The 22859-nt window shown below is 57.3% G+C and carries 22 protein-coding genes; 13 read left to right on the forward strand and 9 right to left on the reverse strand.

Annotated features, from left to right (window positions below; genetic code table 11):
• Positions 1–103 precede the first annotated feature (103 nt).
• Entirely contained in the window at positions 104–358 is a 255-nt protein-coding gene (locus ACP86_RS17705; protein WP_227507746.1) for a hypothetical protein, read from the reverse strand.
• Positions 359–421: 63 nt separating this feature from the next.
• Positions 422–658, reverse strand: a complete 237-nt coding sequence (locus ACP86_RS17710; RefSeq protein ID WP_053114936.1) for an addiction module protein — start codon at positions 656–658, stop codon at positions 422–424.
• Between the two features lie 383 nt (positions 659–1041).
• Here ACP86_RS17710 and ACP86_RS17715 point away from each other — a divergent pair, with 383 nt between their 5' ends.
• The 5 genes from ACP86_RS17715 (at position 1042) to ACP86_RS17735 (ending at position 5019) form a co-directional block, all read left to right on the forward strand.
• On the forward strand, positions 1042–1512 hold the full coding sequence (locus tag ACP86_RS17715; RefSeq protein WP_053114937.1) for a DUF6386 family protein: 471 nt from the start codon (positions 1042–1044) through the stop codon (positions 1510–1512).
• Between the two features lie 133 nt (positions 1513–1645).
• Positions 1646–1945 carry a helix-turn-helix domain-containing protein gene (locus ACP86_RS17720; protein ID WP_053115565.1) on the forward strand — a complete coding sequence of 100 codons (300 nt, stop codon included), beginning with the start codon at positions 1646–1648 and terminating at the stop codon, positions 1943–1945.
• Between the two features lie 86 nt (positions 1946–2031).
• Entirely contained in the window at positions 2032–2538 is a 507-nt protein-coding gene (locus ACP86_RS17725; protein WP_053114938.1) for a GNAT family N-acetyltransferase, read from the forward strand.
• A 29-nt stretch (positions 2539–2567) separates the two neighbouring features.
• Positions 2568–3602: a transcription termination factor Rho gene (gene rho / locus ACP86_RS17730; protein ID WP_227507747.1), complete on the forward strand. Its 1035-nt coding sequence runs from the start codon at positions 2568–2570 to the stop codon at positions 3600–3602.
• A gap of 58 nt (positions 3603–3660) precedes the next feature.
• Positions 3661–5019 (forward strand): IS1182 family transposase, encoded by a 1359-nt coding sequence (locus ACP86_RS17735; protein ID WP_053113251.1) that lies wholly within the window; start codon positions 3661–3663, stop codon positions 5017–5019.
• 366 nt (positions 5020–5385) lie between these two features.
• Here ACP86_RS17735 and ACP86_RS17740 read toward each other — a convergent pair whose 3' ends face one another.
• From ACP86_RS17740 to ACP86_RS23315, 4 genes are all read right to left on the reverse strand, one after another.
• Positions 5386–6426 (reverse strand): hypothetical protein, encoded by a 1041-nt coding sequence (locus tag ACP86_RS17740; protein WP_227507748.1) that lies wholly within the window; start codon positions 6424–6426, stop codon positions 5386–5388.
• Positions 6423–7907, reverse strand: a complete 1485-nt coding sequence (locus tag ACP86_RS17745; protein ID WP_053114941.1) for a hypothetical protein — start codon at positions 7905–7907, stop codon at positions 6423–6425. Before ACP86_RS17745 ends, ACP86_RS17740 begins: the two co-directional genes overlap by 4 nt.
• 106 nt (positions 7908–8013) lie before the next feature.
• Positions 8014–9120 carry a diguanylate cyclase domain-containing protein gene (locus tag ACP86_RS17750; RefSeq protein WP_158499466.1) on the reverse strand — a complete coding sequence of 369 codons (1107 nt, stop codon included), beginning with the start codon at positions 9118–9120 and terminating at the stop codon, positions 8014–8016.
• Positions 9083–9394 carry a hypothetical protein gene (locus ACP86_RS23315; RefSeq protein ID WP_176443054.1) on the reverse strand — a complete coding sequence of 104 codons (312 nt, stop codon included), beginning with the start codon at positions 9392–9394 and terminating at the stop codon, positions 9083–9085. The genes ACP86_RS17750 and ACP86_RS23315 overlap by 38 nt, the downstream gene beginning before the upstream one ends.
• Before the next feature lie 395 nt (positions 9395–9789).
• Here ACP86_RS23315 and cysP point away from each other — a divergent pair, with 395 nt between their 5' ends.
• From cysP to ACP86_RS17790, 7 genes are all read left to right on the forward strand, one after another.
• Positions 9790–10824 (forward strand): thiosulfate ABC transporter substrate-binding protein CysP, encoded by a 1035-nt coding sequence (cysP, locus tag ACP86_RS17760; RefSeq protein ID WP_053114944.1) that lies wholly within the window; start codon positions 9790–9792, stop codon positions 10822–10824.
• An 18-nt stretch (positions 10825–10842) separates the two neighbouring features.
• Positions 10843–11715, forward strand: coding sequence for a sulfate/thiosulfate ABC transporter permease CysT (gene cysT / locus ACP86_RS17765; RefSeq protein WP_053114945.1), 873 nt, complete (start codon positions 10843–10845; stop codon positions 11713–11715).
• 3 nt (positions 11716–11718) lie between these two features.
• Positions 11719–12549: a sulfate ABC transporter permease subunit CysW gene (gene cysW, locus ACP86_RS17770; protein WP_053114946.1), complete on the forward strand. Its 831-nt coding sequence runs from the start codon at positions 11719–11721 to the stop codon at positions 12547–12549.
• 10 nt (positions 12550–12559) lie between these two features.
• Complete coding sequence (locus tag ACP86_RS17775; protein WP_053114947.1) at positions 12560–13651, forward strand: sulfate/molybdate ABC transporter ATP-binding protein; 1092 nt, start codon at positions 12560–12562, stop codon at positions 13649–13651.
• Between the two features lie 132 nt (positions 13652–13783).
• The gene (locus tag ACP86_RS17780; protein WP_053114948.1) at positions 13784–16183 is read left to right on the forward strand and encodes a Lon protease family protein; all 2400 of its coding nucleotides are present in this window, start codon (positions 13784–13786) and stop codon (positions 16181–16183) included.
• Complete coding sequence (locus ACP86_RS17785; RefSeq protein ID WP_053114949.1) at positions 16176–17042, forward strand: universal stress protein; 867 nt, start codon at positions 16176–16178, stop codon at positions 17040–17042. The genes ACP86_RS17780 and ACP86_RS17785 overlap by 8 nt, the downstream gene beginning before the upstream one ends.
• Positions 17043–17077: 35 nt before the next feature.
• Positions 17078–17797: a ZIP family metal transporter gene (locus ACP86_RS17790; RefSeq protein WP_053114950.1), complete on the forward strand. Its 720-nt coding sequence runs from the start codon at positions 17078–17080 to the stop codon at positions 17795–17797.
• Between the two features lie 15 nt (positions 17798–17812).
• Here ACP86_RS17790 and ftsH read toward each other — a convergent pair whose 3' ends face one another.
• The 3 genes from ftsH to ggt are packed head-to-tail and all read right to left on the reverse strand — an operon-like array spanning position 17813 to position 21775.
• Complete coding sequence (gene ftsH / locus ACP86_RS17795; protein WP_053114951.1) at positions 17813–19726, reverse strand: ATP-dependent zinc metalloprotease FtsH; 1914 nt, start codon at positions 19724–19726, stop codon at positions 17813–17815.
• Positions 19723–19971, reverse strand: coding sequence for a thiamine-binding protein (locus ACP86_RS17800; RefSeq protein WP_014576785.1), 249 nt, complete (start codon positions 19969–19971; stop codon positions 19723–19725). Before ACP86_RS17800 ends, ftsH begins: the two co-directional genes overlap by 4 nt.
• Before the next feature lie 40 nt (positions 19972–20011).
• The gene (gene ggt, locus ACP86_RS17805; protein ID WP_053114952.1) at positions 20012–21775 is read right to left on the reverse strand and encodes a gamma-glutamyltransferase; all 1764 of its coding nucleotides are present in this window, start codon (positions 21773–21775) and stop codon (positions 20012–20014) included.
• A 143-nt stretch (positions 21776–21918) separates the two neighbouring features.
• Here ggt and purU point away from each other — a divergent pair, with 143 nt between their 5' ends.
• Positions 21919–22773: a formyltetrahydrofolate deformylase gene (gene purU, locus ACP86_RS17810; protein WP_008172070.1), complete on the forward strand. Its 855-nt coding sequence runs from the start codon at positions 21919–21921 to the stop codon at positions 22771–22773.
• The last annotated feature ends 86 nt before the right edge of the window (positions 22774–22859 follow it).

Raw genomic sequence — 22859 nt, forward strand, 5'->3', positions numbered from 1 at the left:
CGTGAAGAAGCTTGTTGCAGCCTTAAGTAGCACATAACCAGAGCATGCACCGAATGCCAAAACCTCCGCTTTGCTGGGGTTTTGTCACCGGTGATGGCGGGCGTTAGGGCTTAATGCGTTTCCGCCAATAGCCAGGTTTTCGGGAGTGGTGAGCAACGGCAATGACTACAGCTCCTTCTGGAAGCTCAATGGCGACTATATCGTATGGGAAACGCTCCAGAATCAAGCGCCTCGCACCGGTATCGCCGGCTTCTTCCGGGAGAAGCGATAAGGGAATGAGGTCTTCTTCAATAACGTCGATGGCAGCATCAACAGCAGCAAAAAAACTCGGCTCCGAGTCCAGGCTGCTCATATTCATACCATGCTGCCGCCTCTATTGCTTCCTGCGAGGCCTCTTCAAGTATCCTTACTGTTCGCACTGTTACTGGCCTAACTTTGCTCGCATCTTTGATCGAAATTCTTCACGGCTGAGCAACGTGGCTTTTCCGCTTTTGACCTTGGACACACGGCGAACAATTTCATCGCTCCAAGCCTGTTCGACTGAGTCGTCACGAGGGCCGTCCAGGCTCATGATTAGCTCCCGAGCCAGCGCTGCACGCTCCGACTCGGAGAGAGTCGAAATCTGGGAGCGTAGGTGGTCTAATGTTTCGGTAGTCATGAGGCCTCCGCAAGTGACGATACAAGTATGCTATCCCGATTCAAAGACGCTAACAAGGCGGTCAACGGGACGCTGGACTTCCTGCGCTTCGTTGTCGCCCATTACCGCTGGCGGTAGGCACCACGATGATTTCAATGAGACAATGTATTGGACGGACAAAGAACCTCAATCGGTGCTTAAGAAAGGGGCACTGGAGATGGTTTTGTCCAGAGCATAAGAAGCAGCCTTTGGTATGGCTGTTTGGTTTAGTTTTCACTGTTATTGCTGGATCCGCCTCAATCTATTCGGTAGTGGCTCCATCGGGGGTAAACTCCGCCCCAAGTACTTCTGTCAAAAATCCAGGCTCGGTGGGCAGCGCAATTCCGCCTCTGAGTTTGAGCTCAGTGATACATAAAGAGCATCTCATTGCCTTTAAAGTTGCCACAGATGTAGCCCTAATTTCTATTTTTGATCCGAAAGCACTAGAACACCGATTCCGCGACGAGGAAACTTGGTGGGTAGAGGACGATGCGCTACTTACAGAAATAAATAGGGGCAACGGAATTTTCTTGTCCACCGGTTATGATGGCTACTTCGAGGTTCTCGTCCACGGAAAAAATCCGAGGCTAACTACTGAGAAAGAGCTGAGTTTGACGCTGGTCTGCGACGGTGGCCTGATCTATGTCGGGGGTTACCCTATTGATGGGCTGAAAAAGCTAGATGAGCCTTTCGGTGGAGACTACTTTTCGTGTGAAAAAGGCGCTTACAATGTCGGAGTCCGGGTTAGGAGAAATGTTGTGGATCTCTCCTTTTCGCCTATCGAAATGTTCACGAGAAACTCGATCCATTCAGTTCCTCACTTTGATGAGTTATAGCTATGCCTAAAAAGGCTGAGCACCCGAAAAGCTCGTGTCAGCGGCGTAACCCTTCCAACTTCCACCTCGCAAAAGTCCGTCAAGGAGAACATACCCGCGCATATCCTGAAGTCGATTCGTGAGGTATTGGGAAATGAGTAATGAGACTCTGAGTGCTGAGGAACTTGGCAACAAACTGCTTCAATCTGTTAAAGAAATGAAAGTGGGCAACGTTGCACGCGTCAGTCTTGTAGAGCCAAATGAGGTCGCAGAGGCGCGTGGCAAGACTGGCCTTACACAGCGAGAGTTTGCCGAGGTACTCCATATTTCTCCACGTACGTTGCAGGAATGGGAGCAGGGGCGACGTAAACCTTCCGGGCCGGCAAAGGCGCTCATCGAGATTGCTTTTCGCCATCCGGAGGTTATTCGGGAAGACCTCGAGCTCAGGGGTTAACGAGGTGGTCAACGGGATGCCAACTGCGTTGCGCTCCGTTGCCGCCCATTACCAAAGGCGTTATCTCTTCAGATGGTAACTCGCGAATGAGCATTACGATCAGGACTGAGCAGGAACAGGACGTTTCGTCGATTCGTCATGTCACCCAGGCGGCATTCGCTACTGCTAAACACGCTTCGGGGACCGAAGCTCACATTGTTGAAGCTCTTCGCGCTGCAGGTGTGCTGACTATTTCACTTGTTGCGGAGTGCAATGGTGAGGTCGTAGGGCACGTCGCCGCGTCACCTGTCCAAGTTTCTGACGGAGCCGGGGGCTGGTTCGGGTTTGGTCCGGTTTCGGTGTTGCCGGAGTACCAACGTCAAGGTGTTGGTACGCGTCTAATACGCAGTGCTCTTGATGCGTTGAGAAGAGCAGGGGCACAGGGGTGTGTCCTGGTTGGCGACCCGGCCTATTATGAAAGATTCGGGTTCAACACGGTTCCCGATCTGACCCTTCCCGACGTGCCACCTGAATACTTTCAGGCGTTAAAGTTCGGCACCAGGTTTCCGGTGGGTTCAGTCACATTCCACGAGGCATTCGCGGCCGGGAGCTAACAAATTAAAAACCGGGACAGACTTATTTTGTGCGCACTGGTTTTTGTCTTGGGCTGGCTTTGTCGAAAATGGTCTTCAGCAATCTGTTAGGGCTTCTTTTTTTTGCGTTATCAGCCCATTTCGAAAAATATCGATCAAACAAGAGCGATCAAACAGCTATGACGAGAAAGACATTAGGTTTAACCCGGAAACCGAATATAGACGCTAAACCAGTGGCTAAGGAAGCCGAAGCTATGGTTGAGGTTGAAGGTGAGGCTGATCCACAAAAACGTTTTCTAAACGGTGTGGCTATCAATCCAACGCCGGGGATTCGCCTGGAGTCAGGTTCAGAAAAGCTAACGGTGCGCGCGATGGATTTGATCACGCCGATTGGAATGGGGCAGCGGGGTTTGATAGTTGCACCGCCGGGGTCTGGGAAGTCGACGATTTTAAAGGATATTTGCCAGGCGGTGGGAAAGGCGTATCCCGAGATTAAACTTTACGCGTTATTGATCGATGAGCGACCCGAAGAGGTGACTGATTTCAAGCGTAGCGTCCCGGCTGAGGTACACGCTTCTTCTTCGGATGAAAGCTATGCTCATCACGTTCGCGTTGCCGATGAACTGCTTGATATCGCCCGCCAACAAGCGGGCGAAGGTCACAATGTCATGATTGTGATTGACTCTCTCACGAGGCTTTCGCGTGTGCATAATGCGGAGCGAAAGAGCAGCGGTCGTACTATGTCTGGCGGGGTGGATGCCCGAGCGATGGAGATCCCGCGGAGGTTGTTTGGCGCTGCACGAAACATTGAGAATGGCGGCTCGCTGACCATTCTGGCAACCGTTCTGGTGGATACCGGCAGCCGTATGGACCAGGTGATCTTTGAGGAGTTCAAGGGCACGGGGAATATGGAGCTGGTTTTATCAAGAGACGTTGCGAATCAGCGAATCTTTCCCGCGCTAGATATTTCGAAAAGCAGTACACGCCGTGAAGAGCTGCTGTTGGATCCAAAAGATTTAGACAAAATAAGAGCACTGCGCCGGGCGCTTGGCGGTCTCAAGCCGCTAGCAGCCTGTCGGACTTAACCAAGCAGTATCGACATGAGATAATCGGGGCAACACGGGCCACAACCGGAATTCACTGATGGGACATTTCGTAATAGCTGACCGGGACACCGACTTCCTGCTTCCACCGTCTGTTCAAGACTGGTTGCCTGAAGACCATCTGGCCCGTTTTGTCGTCGAGGTCGTTGATCAGCTCGATCTGTCTGAGCTAACGCGGCAGTATGCCGGGCGCGGCTCACGGGCCCATCATCCTGCCGTATTGCTCAGCTTGTTGATTTATGGATACGCGACCGGCGTTTTCTCCAGCCGCAAGATTGAGCGCGCTACCCACGACTCGATTGCGTTCCGTTACCTGGCGGCCAACACGCATCCGGATCACGACACGATCGCCACCTTCCGCCGTCGCTTTCTTCCTCAGGTTGAGGCTCTGTTCGTGCAGGTCCTGCTGCTGGCGCGGGAAATGAATCTGGTGAAGCTGGGGCGGATCGCCCTGGATGGTACCAAGGTAAAAGCGAACGCCAGTAAGCACAAAGCGCTGTCCTATGCCCACGCAAATAAGATTGAGGCGCAGCTCAAGGCGGAAGTGAACGCACTCGCCGCTCAGGCGGAGGCCGCAGATCAGGCACCAGTACTTGAGGGTATGGATATCCCCGCCGAAATCGCCCGGCGTGAAGCCCGATTGGAAGCGCTGGCAGACGCCAAGCGGGCCATAGAGGCGCGAGCACAAGAACGCTTTGATCAGGAGCAGGCCGACTACCAGCAAAAACAGGCCAAACGGCAGGCCCAGAGGGACGCCGGAAAAAAGCCCCGGGGCCGGGCACCTAAACCACCGCAGCCCGGCCCTCGGGATACCGATCAAGTGAACCTGAGCGATGACGAATCGCGCATCATGCCCGTCTCCGGCGGGGGCTTTGAGCAGTGTTATAACGCTCAGGCCGGAGTGGATACCGAGACGATGCTGGTTGTCAGTACCCACATGACCCAGGCGACAAACGACAAACAGCAGATTACTCCAGCCCTGACCCAGATAGGTGCGTTGCCGCAGGCCCTGGGCACCGTCACTGATCTGCTGGCCGACACGGGCTACTTCAGTAAAACCAATGTTCAGGCGTGCCGGGAAAATAACATCCAGCCGTCACTGGCGGTGGCCCGCGATCAACACCATCTGTCCGTATTTGATCGATTCGCAGCCGATGAACCAGCGCCTGTCACGAACGACCCGGTGGTGCAGATGAAACACCGGCTCACTACCCAATCTGGGCGAGCGCTGTACGCCTTGCGAAAACAAACAGTGGAGCCCGTGTTCGGAATTATCAAGCAGGTGATGGGCCTGAGGCAGTTCTCGATGAGGGGGCTGAAGAAGGTTGCAGGCGAATGGACGTTAGCCACGCTGGCATGGAACGTAAAGCGTATGAGCGTGTTGAAAATGGCGGTGTGAGGGCCTTTTGCCGCCATTTTAAGGCCTTTCATGGTGTACTTTAGGTGCCATTGAGGCCAATCTGTGCACCCCGATGGCCACTTGCGGTGAAAGTCGGGAGCCAAGCGAACAAGATCACTTTAAACGCTGTCTGTCAGGTGCAAGTCCGACAGGCTGCTAGAGGGCACAAAAAGGCTGGTTGAGCTGCTTGAGAAGTACCCCACAAATGCCGAGCTTCTTGGCGGCCTTCTGGAGTTTGAGCGGGAATAAGGGGGGAAAGGCTGCCGGGGCATGTATCACAAGGCGGTCAGCCGGAAGCCATGCCCAGAGTCGCTAGAGGCCTACACATTCAAGGGCGGCAATCTGTGGCCTGTTGCTCTTCGGCTCCTAGAAAATAGGCTCGCCCGTTGCCTTGACTGCATAGAACAGGCAATCACTCTTCGCAATAGCCGGGTTGGTGGTAATCATAAAGGCCCGGATGGCCTGGGCGGCGTAGATCTGCCCATCCTTGACCCGAAGAACCTGCTCCATGTTTTCCTTTCGGTTGTGGCTGATCGCTGTAAGTATGGCAAGACCATTTTTTCCAACCCATCCAAGCGGCTCATCCGGCGAAACAATGCCGAAATTGCGGTGTTCGATGTTTGGCGGCAGCGTAAGATCAGCCCGACCAGTCGGCTCAAGCCGGTATTCTATGGTCGCTTCGGGCGCCAGCTCTACCCGGATCGGATTTCGCAGTACCGTTACGTCCCACTCCGCTTTTTCCAGTGACAGCACATCTGGCCTCGAGCAATACCGAACGAGTCCCTCATAAGCCAGTTCATGAGCATGGTCGTCCTGGGACCCACCGCACTCGATGGTTACCGTGGGTACCTCCTGCTCAGAATATTCCATCAGCGCCCCCAGACGCAGATCCGTCATAATGAGGCGATCCGTGAAGAGCGACGTCAGTGCCTGATGGGCTGCGTCATTGGTGACGGTTACAGCGAAGGCGGGGCCTGTGCCTGACGTGTTGTGCACGTCCAGCAGGCATTCGGGGTTCGCGTTACGAAGCTCTGCCAGCATGGCCTCGGCAATCGCCCCTTCCTCTCCCTCGAAAGGTTCTTTGAAGCACCGGTTGAGGTCACGCCCTTCGGGACGCTGGCGTATCGTGAGGGTGGGCGGGATTTTCGCGGGGTAAACGCCTCCGAGGAGAAACAGCATGTTGACTTCGGGGGTGTGCTGCTCAAGCAGCCACCGATGAAGTGCAAATAGGCCGGATGGTTCGTTGCCGTGAAGAAGTGTTGCCATGGCTCGGGTACGGGAGCGATCGCGACCGGCGACACGAATAACCGTGGGCTTTTGCAGTTGGTCCAGCCACTCAAGAGGGGAGCGGCCCAGCGTCCGGGGTGAGGGGTCATTCAGATAATCAAGTACGTTCGAATAACTCACGGTGACAATGTCCATTCATGAAGGGGCGTGTTCTTCTTCTGGTTGGCCATGTAAAGGGCCAGCATGCTCCGGAATGCCTCATCGGGGCTCTGGGACCTGAATAGAGATTCTGTGATGTGGCGTTGCCACCGGGCGCCCGACATGGCGGTTTCAATGCGGCCTTCGATAATGCCCAGCAGGCGTTGAATCTCTGATTCGTCCACCGCTGTTTGTTGCAATGCCTCCCGGGCGCGGGGCAGCAACTCCCGGGCCACGGTTAACAGGGGCGTATCCTGCAACTGCACCTGGTCCTTTTGAGGCCAGATGATTTCCGCGCCCACGCCATATTTGGCCGCGCGGTAAAAATTGTGCTCGGTGTAGTGGAAGGGGAGTATCGACGTCAGATGCTGAATGTCATCAAGCACTGCCAGCGCAGCTCCGATCACGAACAGGCCATTCGCACACATATCAGCGGCTGTAGGACCTGCAGGCATTGAGCGAATCTCGATACGCAGGTGGCCGCCTTCGGTATCGTCATAGATGGCCCGGTTCCAGGGCCAGGTGGATCCCTGATGCAGTCGCAGTTCTGCCAGTTTCGGCACCTCGCCGGAATCAATCACGGCCATCGGATCTTCCTCCGACATCAGTGGAATGATGGGGGGATACAACGATGCCGAGGCGGCAAACAGTTCCCAGGCACTGCGTATCCAGCCGTTTCCGTAGTATACCCGTGGCGGATGGCGCCAGGTTTTATGGTTGGGGGACCGGCTGTCAATGGACTGCTTGAACAGGGCAATCCGGGTTTCGTCCCACAGGTGGTGGCCAAACAGGCTGGGTGAATTGCTGGCCAGAGCGAGGACAATCGGCGTGACCAGTTGTACGGCATTGAAATAATCAGCAAAACGATGGGCAGGCACACGCCAGTGCAGCTGGAAAGAGGTATTGGCGCCTTCCATGTAGACGTCGTCGGCCTCCAGATTGATAACATCGTTGCCCCCGATATGGATGCTGAAAGGCTCGCCCCGCTGCTTGAGTAGCGCGTTGGAGAGCGCATGGTAGCGGGGCTCGTCTGTCATTACCTTCGCGCCCATATCGGACTGGCGAAGTGTGGGCAGAATGCCGATGGGGACCAGCTCCCCATCCAGTGCCGCGGCGTGCTGGTTGATTCGCCGGATCGCCGCGAGCAGCTCTTGTTCCGTTCTGGCGAATGGAGAGCCCTTGAAAGCCTGGGGGCTGAGGTTGTATTCAAGATTGAAGCGGTTGAGTTCAACCGTGAGCTGGGGATCCTGAACGCTGGCGGCAATTTCTGTGTTGATGGGTTGAACCCGCAGGTCAGAATTTACGATGTAGAACTCCACCTCGGCGCCAATGGAGCTCTCTCCCTCGCCAAAGCCGGGCCGGTTCAGAAGCCGAGTGAGCGCCTTGAGGTCCGTCCGGACCTTGGCCGCAAAACGCTCAAACTCTTCTGGAGCAAATTCTGTTGTCTTGATCGACAGTCCCACGGCAACGTCTTCTCCAGCGCTGACTTACCTTGATAGTAGTGGAAGATGCGCTGGACACCAGTCCAGTACCGGATGCCAGCACACATCGGCCGCTTGACCCGTCAGGTTAGTCACCGGGTGGCGTGTTCTCGACGTTGACTTGCGAATAGCGGGCCACGCGGTTTCGGCCGCCGGATTTGGCGACGTAGAGGGCCTTGTCTGCGAGCACCAGAAGCGTGTCCAGGTCGTCGCCACCCTCCGGGCAAAGGCAGGCTACGCCGGCACTGATGCTCAGGGTGATCTGGCCCCTTTCAAGTGATAGCGGCATGTCGTTGATTTTTTGGCGCAGCCGCTCGGCCACCTCGGAAGCTGCGTCCTCATCGGTGTTCTCCAGTAATACCGCAAACTCCTCGCCGCCGAGGCGGGCCAGAATGTCAGTGTCGCGTAAAGCCTCTTGCGCCGCCATCGGTTTGTCGGCACGAATGGCTTTTTTCAGGGCAGTCTGGCCCAGTTCAAAGAAGAAACGCCGGTTATTCAATCCGGTCAGGGCATCCGTCCGGACGGTTCCCTCCAGGCGCTGGTTGGCTTCCTCCAGTGCCCGGTTGCGCTCTGCAACCCGATGTTCCAGGCTGGCATTCAGCTCGTTCATTTGGTGAGTCTTATTCGTCAGCCGCTGAACCAGATCCCGTAATACAGAGGAAAGAACCCGGACTTCTTCGTAGTCATCGCGCAGCTGTATTGGCGAGGACGGATTGCCCGGGTCCAGCCGGTCCGCTTCCCGTGCCATTTGCAGCAGTGGACGAGTCGTGCGGCGGGCGGTGTAGACGGCAAATACGATCAGCAGCAGGGCCAGCAACACCCCGGAGACAATTAACGTGTTGCGAAGAGATTGGGCCGGCTGCACCAGCGATTCATTCAAAGTGCGCCCCACGCTGTCTTCCGGACCAACGATGACCACGCCGTTTTTGTCCGCAAGAATCAGTTCAGCCTGCAGTCTTTCCTGAAGCGGAGCGAGCAGGGATTCACCCAGGCTGGCCACCCAGTCAAGGTAGAGGTGAGCACCAAGAACACCAGCGAAGTTTCCTTCAGCGTTCTGGAGCGGCACGGCCACATCGACAAAGCGTAATGGAGTGTTGGAGTTGTTGTTGAGTTTTTCCTCAAGCAGCACGGCCTTGTGAGCATCGCCCAGGTAGGGTTTATCCCGCGCTCCCTGGAACCACGGACGGTGCGCCACGTTCATGCCTTTGAGCAGATCGCCGGTGCTGGCCAGACAGCGCCGCTGCCACCGTCAGATCGCTATAGCGCTCATGAAGGTCCAGCTCGATTTTGTCCCGGAGCTGGACGGCCACCTCCTGCGGATTTTGCCTGGTAGATTTGCGGAGAGCGTTGACCGCAAGGTCGCTTGTCGCCCAGGTACCAACGATGGTGGCAGTGGTGGCAGCCAGAATCAGGATGCCAAAAGACAGGACCAATCGGATTTTAAGGGTGTTAAGGGTTCTGATATTCAATATTCATGTTTAGGTGAATTCAGCGATCCCTCGTTGCCGGATGTTGTCCAGGCTGTCCCTGGCCCGTGCCAGAAAGTATAGAGGCTCAATGCGGGTTATTCCCGTGACACGTTTTGCCATTCTGGTTGCATGGCCATTGTGTCCTTAATGGACGCCCGGTATGCAAGTGCTCTATCTCGTTTGGCTGTAATCCCCATCACGGCAGAAAAGCCAACTCGAGAGTCCGGTTCTCAGGGGCGGCGTTATAACCAAAAGCTTTTAAGACAGTCGTAAATTATCTAGTCAGGGCATTGTTGTTCTTAGGCTCCTACCTTATCTTTGTGTTCTAACAAAGCGCCATCCTTATTCTTCTGGCGTATATCAAGATTCCGAGTTAACTGGGAGCTCTGCCTACTATGCCGAATTCGATCTTTTCCGGTTCCAAAGCCCGTAAGGGCCTGTGGTTCAGTGCACTGGCGCTGGCGTTTTCAATGACTGGGCCGGCTTCCGCCCAGGAGCGGGAGATTCTGAACTCCTCCTACGATATTGCCCGGGAGTTGTTCGCGGAATACAACGTTATGTTCCAGGACTACTGGCAAGAGAAGACCGGCGAAACCGTGAACATCCAGCAATCCCACGCCGGCTCCTCGAAGCAGGCGCGTGCCATTCTGCAGGGGCTGGGTGCTGATGTGGTGACCTATAATCAGGTGACTGACGTTAACATCCTTGCCGAGCGCGGCAATCTGATTCCCGAGGATTGGGCGTCACGCTTGCCCAATAACAGCTCTCCCTACTATTCCACCATGGCGTTCCTGGTGCGTGAGGGTAACCCCAAGAATATCCAGAACTGGGATGATCTGATCCGTGAGGATGTCGAACTGATCATGCCGAATCCGAAAACCTCCGGTAACGGTCGCTACACCTACCTGGCGGCTCTGGGTTTTGCCCAGGACAAGTTCGGTGACGACCAGGAGAAGATTGATGCTTTCCTGAGCGATCTGCTGGGCCAGGTAAAGGTATTCGACTCCGGCGGTCGTGGCGCCACCACCACCTTTGTTGAGCGTGGTCTGGGCGATGTGCTGCTCACGTTTGAATCCGAAGTAAACAATATTCCGGTGCTGAACCCGGACAAGAACTTCCAGGTTGTGGTTCCGAAAGTCAGCTTCCTGGCCGAGTTTCCGGTGACCTGGATTGACAAGAACATCCAGAAGAAGGGGACCGAGGAGCTGGCTCAGGCGTATCTGAAGCACCTGTACTCTGAAGAAGCCCAGCGCATGCTGGCCGGCTTCAACTACCGGGTGCACAACGAAACCGTGAAGGCGGAAGTGGCTGACAAGTTCCCGGAACTGAAGCTGATGCCGATTCAGGACATCGCTGGCAGCTGGGAAAACGCCATGGAAACCCACTTTGCCAGCGGCGGTAAGCTGGACCAGTTGCAGCGTCGCCGCTAAGGGATGCGCAACTGATCCATGGCCACCACTGACCTTTCGGAGCGCCCGGCAAAACGGCTGAGCGCTCCTGCCACCAAACGCGTATTGCCGGGGTTCGGATTGAGCCTCGGCATTTCGCTTTTCTTTATCAGCCTGGTGCTGCTTCTGCCCATCAGCGGTCTGTTTATCCGGGCCGCAGGCATGGGGTGGGAGCAGTTCTGGTTCGTGATCACCGATCCGCGTGTGGTGGCCTCATACAAGGTCACCGCACTGGCGGCGCTGGCGGCATCACTGTTCAACTGCGTGTTCGGCCTGTTGATGGCCTGGGTGCTGGTGCGTTACGAGTTTCCCGGCAAGCGGCTGCTGGATGCCATTATGGATCTTCCGTTCGCCTTGCCAACCGCAGTGGCCGGCATCACGCTGGCGACCCTGTTTGCCGAGAACGGCTGGTATGGTCAGTACCTGGCCAAGCTGGGCATTGAGGTTGCCTTTACGCCGCTCGGTATTGTTGTCGCCATGGCGTTTACCAGCGTGCCTTTCGTGGTGCGCACGGTTCAGCCGGTGCTTGAAGAATTGGCACCGGAAGACGAAGAAGCGGCCATGAGTCTGGGCGCCTCGGACATGACGGTATTCCGGAAAATCCTGTTCCCCACGCTTTGGCCGGCAGTCGTGACCGGTGGCGCACTTTCCTTTGCCCGCAGCCTTGGCGAATACGGCGCCGTTATCTTTATTGCCGGCAACTCCCCCTACATCAGCGAAGTAATCAGTCTGATGATCTTTGTTCGCCTGGAGGAGTACGATTTTCCGGCGGCCAGTGCCATCGCCGCGGTGGTGATGACGGTGTCGCTGTTGCTGCTTCTGGCGATCAATGTCTGGCAGGGGCGCTATCTCAAGCGCTTGCATGGAGGTTAGGGCATGGCTGCGCGTAAACATCGCCGCGTTGGCGACAGCCCGTTGGTTCGTCGCACTCTGATCGGAATTGCCGTCGGCCTGACGGTGCTTCTGCTGTTCATGCCCCTGGTGCTGATCTTTGTGCAGGCGTTTGCCGAGGGTTGGGCCGGTTACGTCAGCAATATTCTCAATGAGTACACGCTTCACGCCATCGGTCTGACGCTGGTGGTTGCTCTGCTCACCGTGCCGCTGAACATGGTTTTCGGCGTGTTCCTGGCCTGGCTGGTGACCCGTTTCCGATTCCCCGGTCGCAAACTGCTCACCACCCTTATTGATATCCCGTTCGCCGTGTCTCCGGTGGTTGCCGGCCTGCTGTTCCTGCTGCTCTACGGCAGCAATGGCTGGGTGGGCCAGTGGCTCGGCGAGTACGATATTCAACTGATGTTCTCCTGGCCGGGCATCGTGATGGTTACCGTATTTGTGACCTGTCCGTTTGTGGCCAGAGAACTGATCCCGCTGATGCAGCAACAGGGTCGGGAAGAGGAAGAGGCCGGTGTGGTGCTGGGCGCATCCGGCTGGCAGCTGTTCCGGCGGGTTACCCTGCCGAACATTCGCTGGGCGCTGCTGTACGGCGTGATCCTCACCAATGCCCGGGCAGTGGGGGAGTTTGGTGCGGTATCGGTGGTCTCCGGCAATATCCGGGGCGAGACTAATACGCTGCCACTGCAGGTGGAGCTGCTTTACCAGGATTACAACACCGTGGGCGCGTTCGCGGCATCGTCGCTACTGGCAGGCATCGCGCTGATCACACTTGTCGTGAAAGCCATTGTTGAATGGCGTCAGAGTCGTAATTAAGGGTTTCCCCATGAGTATCGAGATACAGGGTATCAACAAGTTTTTCGACAAGTTTCAGGCCCTGCATGACATCAATCTGACCATCCCTGACGGCCAGCTCACGGCGTTGCTGGGCCCCTCCGGTTCGGGCAAGACCACGCTGTTGCGGATTATCGCGGGCCTGGAAACACCGGAAGAGGGCCGGATACGGTTCAGCGGCAAGGACGTGACCGATCTGCACGTTCGGGACAGGAGTGTTGGCTTTGTTTTCCAGCACTATGCGCTGTTTCGGCACATGACGGTGGCCGAGAATGTGGCCTTCGGCCTCAACGTGCTTCCACGTAAGGAACGGCCGGGCAAGCCGGAGATCCGCAAGCGGGTCAAAGACCTGCTCGAAATGGTGCAGCTGGAACATCTGGCCGATCGCTACCCGGCGCAGCTCTCCGGGGGGCAGAAGCAGCGCATCGCTTTGGCCCGGGCCATGGCCATGCGGCCAGAGATTCTTCTGCTGGATGAGCCCTTCGGCGCACTTGATGCCAAGGTGCGAAAAGACCTGCGCCGCTGGTTGCGCAGCCTCCACGATGAGTTGCATTTCACCAGCGTGTTCGTTACCCACGATCAGGAAGAAGCCCTGGAACTCTCCGACCAGGTGGTGGTGATGAGCAATGGGCGGATTGAACAGGTTGATACGCCCCTGGAGCTCTATGGCCGTCCGGACAGCCGGTTTGTGTTTGAGTTTCTTGGCCAGGTGAACGTGCTCTCCGGCAAGATCCGTGATGGTGTTATGCGCCAGGGCGATGCCTGGATTCGCTTGCCCGAAGGCTGTGAAAACGACGACGCCCAACTCTATCTGCGGCCCCACGAGGTGCGGCTGACTCAGGCTGCCAGTGATCAGGCCCACCTGCCATTTCGCATAGAGGCCATCAACCTGATTGGTGCGGAAGTGCGGATCGAACTCAAGCCCGATGGGTGGGAGTGTGAAGAGTTGTGGGAGGTTGGCATCAGCCATACTGAGTTCAACGCCCGCCAGCCCCAGCGGGGCGACCGCTGCTTTGCGGTGCCGGATGTCGGGCATCTGTTCTGTGAACATGCGGTGGAGCCCAAGACCCTCGAGTGGCGTTAGGGCCCCCCGATTGTTGGAGCAGGGCCCCAGCCATAATCTATAGTTTCCTGATGAGGGGGCGTTGCCCCCGGATTACTCGTTCGACGTAATCGGCGTACTCCACCTTCGGGTGGAAACCATCAGGAGGATGTAATGCCACTACCCACCCCCTTAACCGGAGACCAGGTCTACCACGTTTGTCCGGAAAACAAGCTGGATTTCGTAACCACCGATGACCTGCAAGACCTGGATCAACCCTACGGTCAGGACCGGGTTTTGCGAGCGCTGGAATTTGGCGCCGGTATTCGGGCAGAGGGTTTTAATCTCTTTGTCCTCGGACCCTCCGGGGCAGGTAAACACGAACTTGTCGAACGCTTTCTTTCCCTGAATGCAGCCAGGCAACCGGTTCCTCCAGATTGGTGCCATGTCTATAACTTCCGCTTTTCAGATCGGCCGGGCGCAATCCAGCTGCCAGCGGGGCAGGGGCAGCAATTCAAGAAAGACATGAGTGAGCTGGCAGAAGAGCTTCGCACGGCCATTCCGGCGGCTTTTGAAAGCGAGGAATACCAGGCCCGCTTGCAGGAGCTGCAGGAAGAAATGGCCAAGCGGCAGCACCAGGGCCTGTTCGAGATCCAGGAAGAGGCCAACCGCAACAACATTGCCATGATCACAACGCCAGCCGGTTTTACCTTTGCCCCCATGCGCAAGGGTGAGGTGATCGATCCCGAGGAATACAAGAACTTTTCGGATGAAGAGAAACAACTGGTTGAATCCAAGGTTGAGGAGCTTCAGAAGAAGCTGCAGCAGACCATCCAGCAGATTCCCAGGATGCGGAAAGAAGTTCGGGAGCGCGTCCACGCTCTGAATGAAGAGATGGTCCAGCTGACACTCGGCGGCCCGATCGGGGAACTCAGGGGAAAGTGGTCCCACCTCCCGGATATTGTGGACTATCTGGATGCGGTCCGCGAAGACGTGGTGGAGCATGCCGAAGCCTTTCAGGACGGCGATAACGGGCCACCGGCAGGGCTGCTGGCCCGTTATAAGGTCAACTTGTTGGTGGATAATGCCGAAACCGTAGGCGCGCCGGTCATCTATGAGGATCTGCCCAATCATCAACACCTGGCGGGGCAAATCGAACATCGGGCCCGGCAAGGCAATCTCTATACCGACTTCACGCTGATTCGCGGTGGTTCCATGCACCGTGCCAACGGCGGCTATCTGATCATTGACGCCCGCCGGGTGCTAACCCAGCCGATGGCCTGGGAAAGCCTCAAGAGGATCCTGTCCTCCGGCGAAATCCGCATCGAGTCCCTGGAGCGGCTCTATGGATTGGTGAGTACCGTCAGCCTGCAGCCGGAGCCCATTCCGGTGTCGGTCAAGGTGGTTCTGCTCGGGGACCGGATGCTCTATTACCTGCTGTCCCACTATGATCCCGACTTTCTGGACCTGTTCAAAGTAGAAGCGGATTTCGAGGACGACCTGGACCGCAATGAAGAATGCTATGAACTCTACGCGCGCATGATCGCCACCATGGCCCGGGGCCTGAAAATGCGACCGCTGGAGCGAAGCGCCGTGGCCCGGCTGATTGAACATGCCAGCCGGTTGGCAGCAGACCAGCGCAAACTGACCGCCCACGACCGGGTGCTCCGCGACATTCTGAGCGAGGCAGACCACTGGGCGGGACAGGCCGGGGCCGATACGGTTGAAGCCAGCCATCTCCAGCAGGCCATTGATGAACGGGAATACCGGGCCAGCCGGGTCCGGGAACGAAGTCGCGAGCAAATCAGCCGGGGTGTGGTGATGATAGCCACTACTGGCGAGGAGGTAGCTCAGGTAAATGGTCTTTCGGTGCTCAGGCTTGGGGCGTCGATGTTCGGGCAGCCTACCCGGATTACCGCCACGGCCCGTCCCGGTAAGGGGCAGGTGGTGGATATCGAGCGGGAGGCCAAACTCGGCGGCCCCATTCACAGCAAGGCTGTGATGATTCTCTCCCGCTTCCTGGCGAGCCGGTACGCCGGCGACGGCGAACTTTCCCTGTCGGCGAGTCTTGCCTTCGAGCAATCCTACGGTGGGGTTGAGGGCGATTCCGCGTCGGTGGCAGAAACCTGTGTACTGCTTTCAGCCATTGCCCGGGTGCCAATCAAGCAATCCTTCGCGGTCACCGGTTCGATGAACCAGCATGGCGAGGTCCAGGCCGTAGGAGGTGTGAATGAGAAGATCGAGGGCTTTTTCGATGTCTGCAAGGAAGCCGGCGACGTTCGCGGGCAGGGCGTTTTGCTGCCCGCAAGCAATGTTGAGCACCTCATGCTGAGAGCCGATGTGAGGCAGGCGATCGCTGAAGACCGGTTCCGGATCTATCCGATTTCAAGCATCAATGAGGCAATTGAGCTGCTAACCGGTCTTGAGCCCGGAGAACCGGATAGTAATGGCGAGTTCCCCGAGAACAGCTTCAATCACCGGGTTGCCGAACGCCTGGAGAAGTTCGCGGAGGCCAGCAAGAAACGGGACGAGAACGGAGAAGCGAACAGCAGCGGAGGCAAGGATCGTGACTGATAGGCCAGCAGACCAGGCTGATCCCCGCACCACAACCGGTCGTGTACTGGTACTTCTCGATGGTTCCAGGATGAGTTACGCCGCCTTGCAGGCTGCGGTCGGGATTGCCGCGAATACCGGTGCCGATGTGCTCGGTGTGTTTGTTGAGGAGCTGAATCAGCTGCGAAGCGCCGGCTATGGTTTTGCCCGCGAAGTGGGCGGTTCGTCCGGTATCAGCCGCCCCCTGGCTGCTGGCGACGTTGAACAGCGCATGCAAAGGTTGGCGAGCGAGGCCCGCCGTGCTCTTGCAGGTGCCGTCGCGTCATACGGTGGCAGGCAATCCCTGAGTGTCGCCCGGGGCCATGTGATTGATGAGGTGCTGGCGCTCGCCGGCCCTCAGGATCTTCTGGTGCTGGGCCGCGTTGGTTGGTCCTCCGAGCCCGGTGCGCGCTTGGGCTCGACGGCAAAAGGGCTGGTTCGTCGTTCCCGGGGAAGGGTCTTGCTCTGGTGTGAAAGTCGGGCCGAACCTTTGGGCAGGGTTGTGGTGTTTCTCAATGACCATCATGGCGCTAACGGCCGCGCTGTCCAGGCAACCGCTGAGGTGGTTCGTCATTCCCACCGGCCCGTGACACTACTGTTGGGCGCTGACTCGACGGTCTCAGCCGACGATCTTAAAGGCGTCGCGCAGGACCTGGGTATTCAGGAATCGGAGCTTCGTGTAAGGTCTCTGCCATCAACGGATCCGGCTGTTGTGGCCGGAATTCTACGACAGGAAAGGGCGGTAGAGCTGGTGCTAAGCCGGGAATGCACACTGCTCCAGGAGCCCGGCGCAGAGCGATTGTTGGTGGCCCTGAACCTTCCCGTCACGGTCACGCCCTGAATCCCATCGGTTGCTCCATAGGTCTTGATTAGCTGATGTTTATAGATGTTCTCTCCATTGTTGGACTGACCGTCCTTGCCGGCGCCTGCATTCCACTGGGCGGACTGCTCGCCAGCTTTGAACGGATCCGACCCAATTGGCTGGAGCAGGAGTTTCGCCATTTCGTGATCGCGCTCGGTGGCGGCATCCTGCTTGGCGCGGTCGCTGTGGTTTTTATTCCGGAAGGCCGATCCAGCATGGGAGGATCCCTTCTTGCGATTCCGGCTATTCTTGCGGGCGGGCTCATGTTCTTCCTGATAGAGCGGGTTCTCGGTTTGAAACGCCGTGAATCTCCGCAGCTCCTGGGTGTGATGCTGGATTTTATTCCGGAAGCTGCCGCGCTGGGCGGGCTCGCCGTGGTGAACACCGAGATTGCGCTGCTCATGGCGTTACTCATTGCCTTGCAGAACTTGCCGGAAGGGTTCAACGCCTATCGGGAGTTGCTTTACCTGAAAGGCCACAGCTCCCGAAAGACGCTGGTCTTTATGATTAGCCTGGTGATCACAGGTCCGGTGGCCGGCCTGTTTGGCTATTTCTTCTTGTCGGAGCGCCCCGTATTACTGGGCTCACTGATGCTGATGGCTTCCGGGGGTATTCTGTACCTGATTTTCCAGGACATCGCTCCTCAGTCGAGGCTTGACCGGCATTGGGGGCCACCTCTGGGAGCGGTCCTTGGGTTCTGTATTACCCTGTTCAGTCATTACCTGGTGATCTAGGCCATGACTTGAGTATCAGGCAACCTTCCGTGCATCTTCCTTGCGCAGGATTTCCTCGACGTCCTCTGCTGACAGCGTTTCCTGTTTCAGCACGGCTTTGGCCAGTGCGTCCAACTGGTTTCGGTGCTCGGTCAGGAAGTCGAGGGTTGCCTTCTCGAGGGCCAGGAGCTGGGACTGGATTTCCTCGTCAATCATCTCAGCCATCTTTTCGCTGAACTCCCTCGGCATGCCCATCTCCCGGCCCAGGAAAACATGTTCCTCGCCGATGTTCAGGCCCAGCGGGCCGATCTTTTCGCTCATGCCCCACTGGCCGATCATCTTGCGTATCAGCGCGGTGGCCTCCTTGAGGTCGTTCTGGGCGCCGGTACTGACTTCTCCGTAGATCAGCTTTTCCGAGCAGCGACCGCCAAGCATCACCTTGATGCGATCCTTAAGATAGCTTTCGGTGTAGGTGTAGTGATCTTCCCGCGGGGTTTGTTCCGTCACTCCCATGGCCATGCCGTGGGGAATGATGGTCAACTTGGTAAGGGGATCCGCGTTCGGCATGTAGTAGGCCATGATGGCGTGACCACACTCGTGGTAGGCAACAGCCTCACGCTCCTGCGGGTTCAGCTTGGTGTCGCGCTCTTCACCGAGAATAATTCTGTCCCGGGCTAGATCAAAGCAATGGGCATTCACCTCATGCAGGCTTTCGCGGGCTGCGGTGAGCGCCGCTTCATTTACGAGGTTCTTGAGATCCGCCCCGGAAAAGCCGATGGTGCGTGCGGCCAGTTGATCCAGGTCGACATCATTCGCCAGGGGCACCTTTCGCACGTGAACGGCCAGGATCGCCGCACGGGCCTCCTTGTGGGGGCGGTCGAGGGTGATCTTGCGGTCAAAACGGCCCGGGCGGAGCAGGGCACTGTCGAGTACGTCCGGCCGGTTAGTGGCAGCCAGTACCAGAACATTTTCGTGAGCCTCGAAACCGTCCATTTCCGTGAGGATCTGGTTCAGTGTCTGCTCGCGTTCATCATGGCCACCACCCAGGCCCGCACCACGTGATCGGCCAATGGCATCCAGTTCGTCGATGAAAATCAGCGCCGGCGCGTCTTTCCGGGCTTCCTTGAACATGTCCCGAACCCGCGCGGCGCCGACACCCACGAACATCTCGATGAATTCCGAGGCGCTGATGCTGTAGAAGGGCACCTCGGCTTCGCCGGCGATGGCCCGGGCCAGTAGTGTCTTGCCGGTGCCCGGCGGGCCGACCAGAAGCACGCCCTTGGGCATGACGGCACCCAGTGCCCGGTATTTTTCGGGAGATTTCAGGAAATCGATGATCTCGGCAATTTCCCGCTTGGCGGATTCAATGCCGGCCACGTCGTCCAGGGTGGCGGTAGAGGTTTCCTTGTGGGCCCGCCGTGCCTTGGAGCGGCTGAAATCAAACGGGCCGCCACCCTGTGTCATGCGTTTCTGCGCTGCACCCCAGAACCAGAACATCAGCGCCAGCAGCAGGATCCAGGGCAGGAAGCCGCGAATCATTTCCTGCCACCAGGGCAGACCTGATGGCGTGGCCCGAATGGTGACACTGTGCTCTTCAAGAAGGTTGAGCAGCGACGGGTCTTCCATGGGCGGGCGGATGGTATGGAAACCGGGCGTGCTGGTGTGGGGTGGGCTGTCAGAGCTGAAATCGGCTGCACCGCTGTCGGTGAACAAGCCGGTAATGGCTTCTTCTTTCAACGTGACTTCTGCCACCTGATTGTTCACAACAGCCGTCTTGAATTCCGAGTAGGCGAGGTCCTGAAGCCGCGGTTGTCCGCCATCCTGCAGCCAGAGCACCATCAGGAAGATGGCAGCGCTCAGCCAAAGGAACGCAGACTGGTTCGGAATGACCGGTTGTTGGTTCTGATCCGGTTTCTGTTGCTGGTTGTCTGGCCCACTCGGTGCTGTCATTTCGGTCTCCGGTCGCCCTCCATGATCTTCGCCACGAAGACAGATTTGCCGTAGGTCTCGAACGACCATTTCATGGTGTCCGAGAGCACGCCCATAACCTCATCATAGTCGCCGAAAATCTCGGTGCTCATTCGCCCCGGATAGACTTCCAGTCCGGTCTGCTCCAGGCGCGCGATCAGGTCTTTGATTGGCTGCTTGTACTCCTCTTTCAGGGGATAGCAGCTCAGTTGTACAGAAAGATACATAAAGCCTCCATTCAGGTCAGTGACCCTGGTCAATTGCCCGTTAATAGCCCATGGCCGACGAAGTGCTCCTCCTCGGGTCCGCGCCACCATTGAGAACACCCTCTTCGTCAATCAGGATGCTCTGGATGGCGCCCATGGCTGATCCACCGACCACCGTGTGCCCCCGCTCCTGCAGAAGCCGGATGGTGTCGGGGCTGATGCCCTGTTCGATCCGGATTTCATCCGGCAGCCACTGGTGGTGCATGCGCGGAGCGCTCACGGCGGTCTGGATGTTCATTCCATGATCAATCACATTGAGGATCACCTGCAAGGTGGTGGTAATGATCCGGGAGCCTCCGGGGCTGCCGGTAACCAGAACGTTCTTGCCATCCTTCTTAACGATAGTGGGCGACATGGAGCTCAGCATGCGTTTGCCGGGCTCGACCTTGTTGGCTTCGCCACCGATCAGGCCATAAGCGTTGGGCACACCGGGCTTGGCACTGAAGTCGTCCATTTCGTTGTTAAGCAGGAATCCAGCGCCTTCCACCGTAATGCCGGATCCATAACTGAAATTGATTGTGTAGGTGTTGGACACGGCGTTGCCCCATTTATCCACCACGGAAAAATGGGTGGTTTCAGGGCTTTCCCAGGCAGCTGGCTGGCCGGGATTGATGTCGCTGGCCGGTCGTGCCCTGTCTGGATCAATGCCTTTGCGCAGTTCTTCTGCGTAGCCTTTGCTGGTTAACCCCGCCAGCGGCACCTCCACATAATCCGTGTCGCCGAGGTATTTTGAACGGTCCGCGTAGGCCAGTTTCATGGCTTCGGCCATGTGATGAATCGCATCAGCGGAGTTATGGCCAAACTCGGCCATCGGGAAGCCTTCCAGGATATTCAGGATCTGGACAATGTGCGTGCCGCCGGAGGAGGGCGGCGACATCGAGAAAATATCGTACCCGCGATAGTTGCCGTGAACCGGCGCCCGGACAACCGGGCGATAGTCTTTCAGGTCCTGGTGCGTGATGAGGCCGCCATTCCGTTCCATTTCGCTGGCAATCAGATCGGCGGTTTCGCCTTCGTAAAAGCCTTTCACGCCGTTGTCGGCAATGCGCTGGAGTGTTGCCGCCAGTTCCGGCTGTCGAAAGCGTTTCCCGGGCTGCCAGGCGCTGCCGTCTTCCCTATAAAAGGTGTCACGGGTGGCGGGCCATCGCTCGAGTCTCTCCCGGGCCTGCTCCAGACCTTCAGTAAAACGCTGGGGCACTACGAAACCGTCTTGGGCCAGTTTGATGGCCGGCGCCAGTGCCTGCTTGAGGGTAATGGTGCCGTGCCGCTCCAGCGCCAGTGCAAGGCCGGCAACTGTGCCCGGAACCCCTGCGGCCAGGTGGGTAAAACGACTGCGGTTCCTGACCACCTCGCCGGATTCGTCCTGGAATATGGTTTCCGTGGCGGCAGCGGGCGCTTTTTCGCGATAATCAATGGCTTCCGGATCTGATCCGTCGCCCCTGGAAATCAGCATGAAACCGCCACCGCCAATGTTGCCGGAACGGGGCTGGGTGACAGCGAGTGCAAAACCGGCGGTAACGGCTGCATCGATTGCATTGCCGCCGTTTTTCAGCACTTCCAGAGCCACCTCGGTGGCCAGTGTATGGCTGGTGGCAACCATGCCCTGGGTTGCGGTAACCGGGTGAAACCGCTCACCCTCGAGAATGGCCTGTCCGAAGGCCGGCGCGGTGGTGATGAAAAAGGCCAGGGCGGCCGCAATCGAAAGGCGGCCTGAGCGCCCCGTGGCGAGGTTTTTGATTGTGCGTTGGTAGAGGCCTCTGTCCATATCTCCATTCCTCGTTTCTGGCGTTCAGATAGGCTATGATAGCCGGTCATTTTCATAGGTGCGTACCGTTAACCTGCCGTTAATGTCGGCGGTGATTCCCCGACGCACCTGCTTTCCCGGATTTCAGTTAAGGAAAGGCTTTCATGGAGCATACCTATCGTCTTGTGATTTCCTGCCCCGACCGGGTGGGAATTGTCGCCAAGGTGAGTAATTTTCTGTCGACGTACAATGGCTGGATTACCGAGGCGAGTCACCATTCCGACACGCAAACCGGCTGGTTTTTCATGCGGCACGAGATCAAGGCCACCTCGATTCCGTTCGGTCTGGACCAGTTCCGCGCCGCGTTTGAGCCGATTGCCCGCGAATTCAATATGAACTGGCACATTGCCGACTCGGCCCAGCCCAAGAAAGTCATCCTGATGTGCAGCAAGGAATCCCACTGTGTGGCAGATCTGCTGCACCGCTGGCACAGCAAGGAGATCAATGCCGAGATTGTGGCGGTCATCTCCAACCACGACGACCTGCGCCGGATGGTGGAGTGGCATGAGATTCCCTACCACCACGTGCCGGTAAGCAAGGAAAACAAAGAGGAAGCTTTCGCCCATATTGATGAGCTGTTCCAGAAATATGAGGCCGATGTGGTGGTCCTTGCGCGCTACATGCAGATCCTTCCCGGCGAGCTCTGCGAGAAATACTCCGGCAAGGTGATCAATATCCATCACAGCTTCCTGCCGTCCTTCGCCGGTGCGCGCCCCTATCACCAGGCCTACAGCCGCGGTGTTAAGCTCATTGGTGCCACCTGCCACTATGTGACCCAGGATCTCGACGAGGGCCCGATCATCGAGCAGGACGTTATCCGGATCACCCACAGCGACTCTATCGAGGATATGGTTCGCCTGGGTAAGGATGTGGAAAAGAACGTGTTGGCCCGGGGCCTGCGCTCACACATTGAAGACCGGGTGATCACCTACGAAAACAAGACAGTGGTGTTTGATTAAGGCTGCCTCACAGTTGCCCCGGAAAGGGTGCGACTGTGGTAGACTTGGCGGCTTGTTGAAGAATAACTATGGGGCCCGGAAACGGC

This window comes from Marinobacter sp. CP1, from assembly GCF_001266795.1.
Lineage (GTDB): Bacteria > Pseudomonadota > Gammaproteobacteria > Pseudomonadales > Oleiphilaceae > Marinobacter > Marinobacter flavimaris.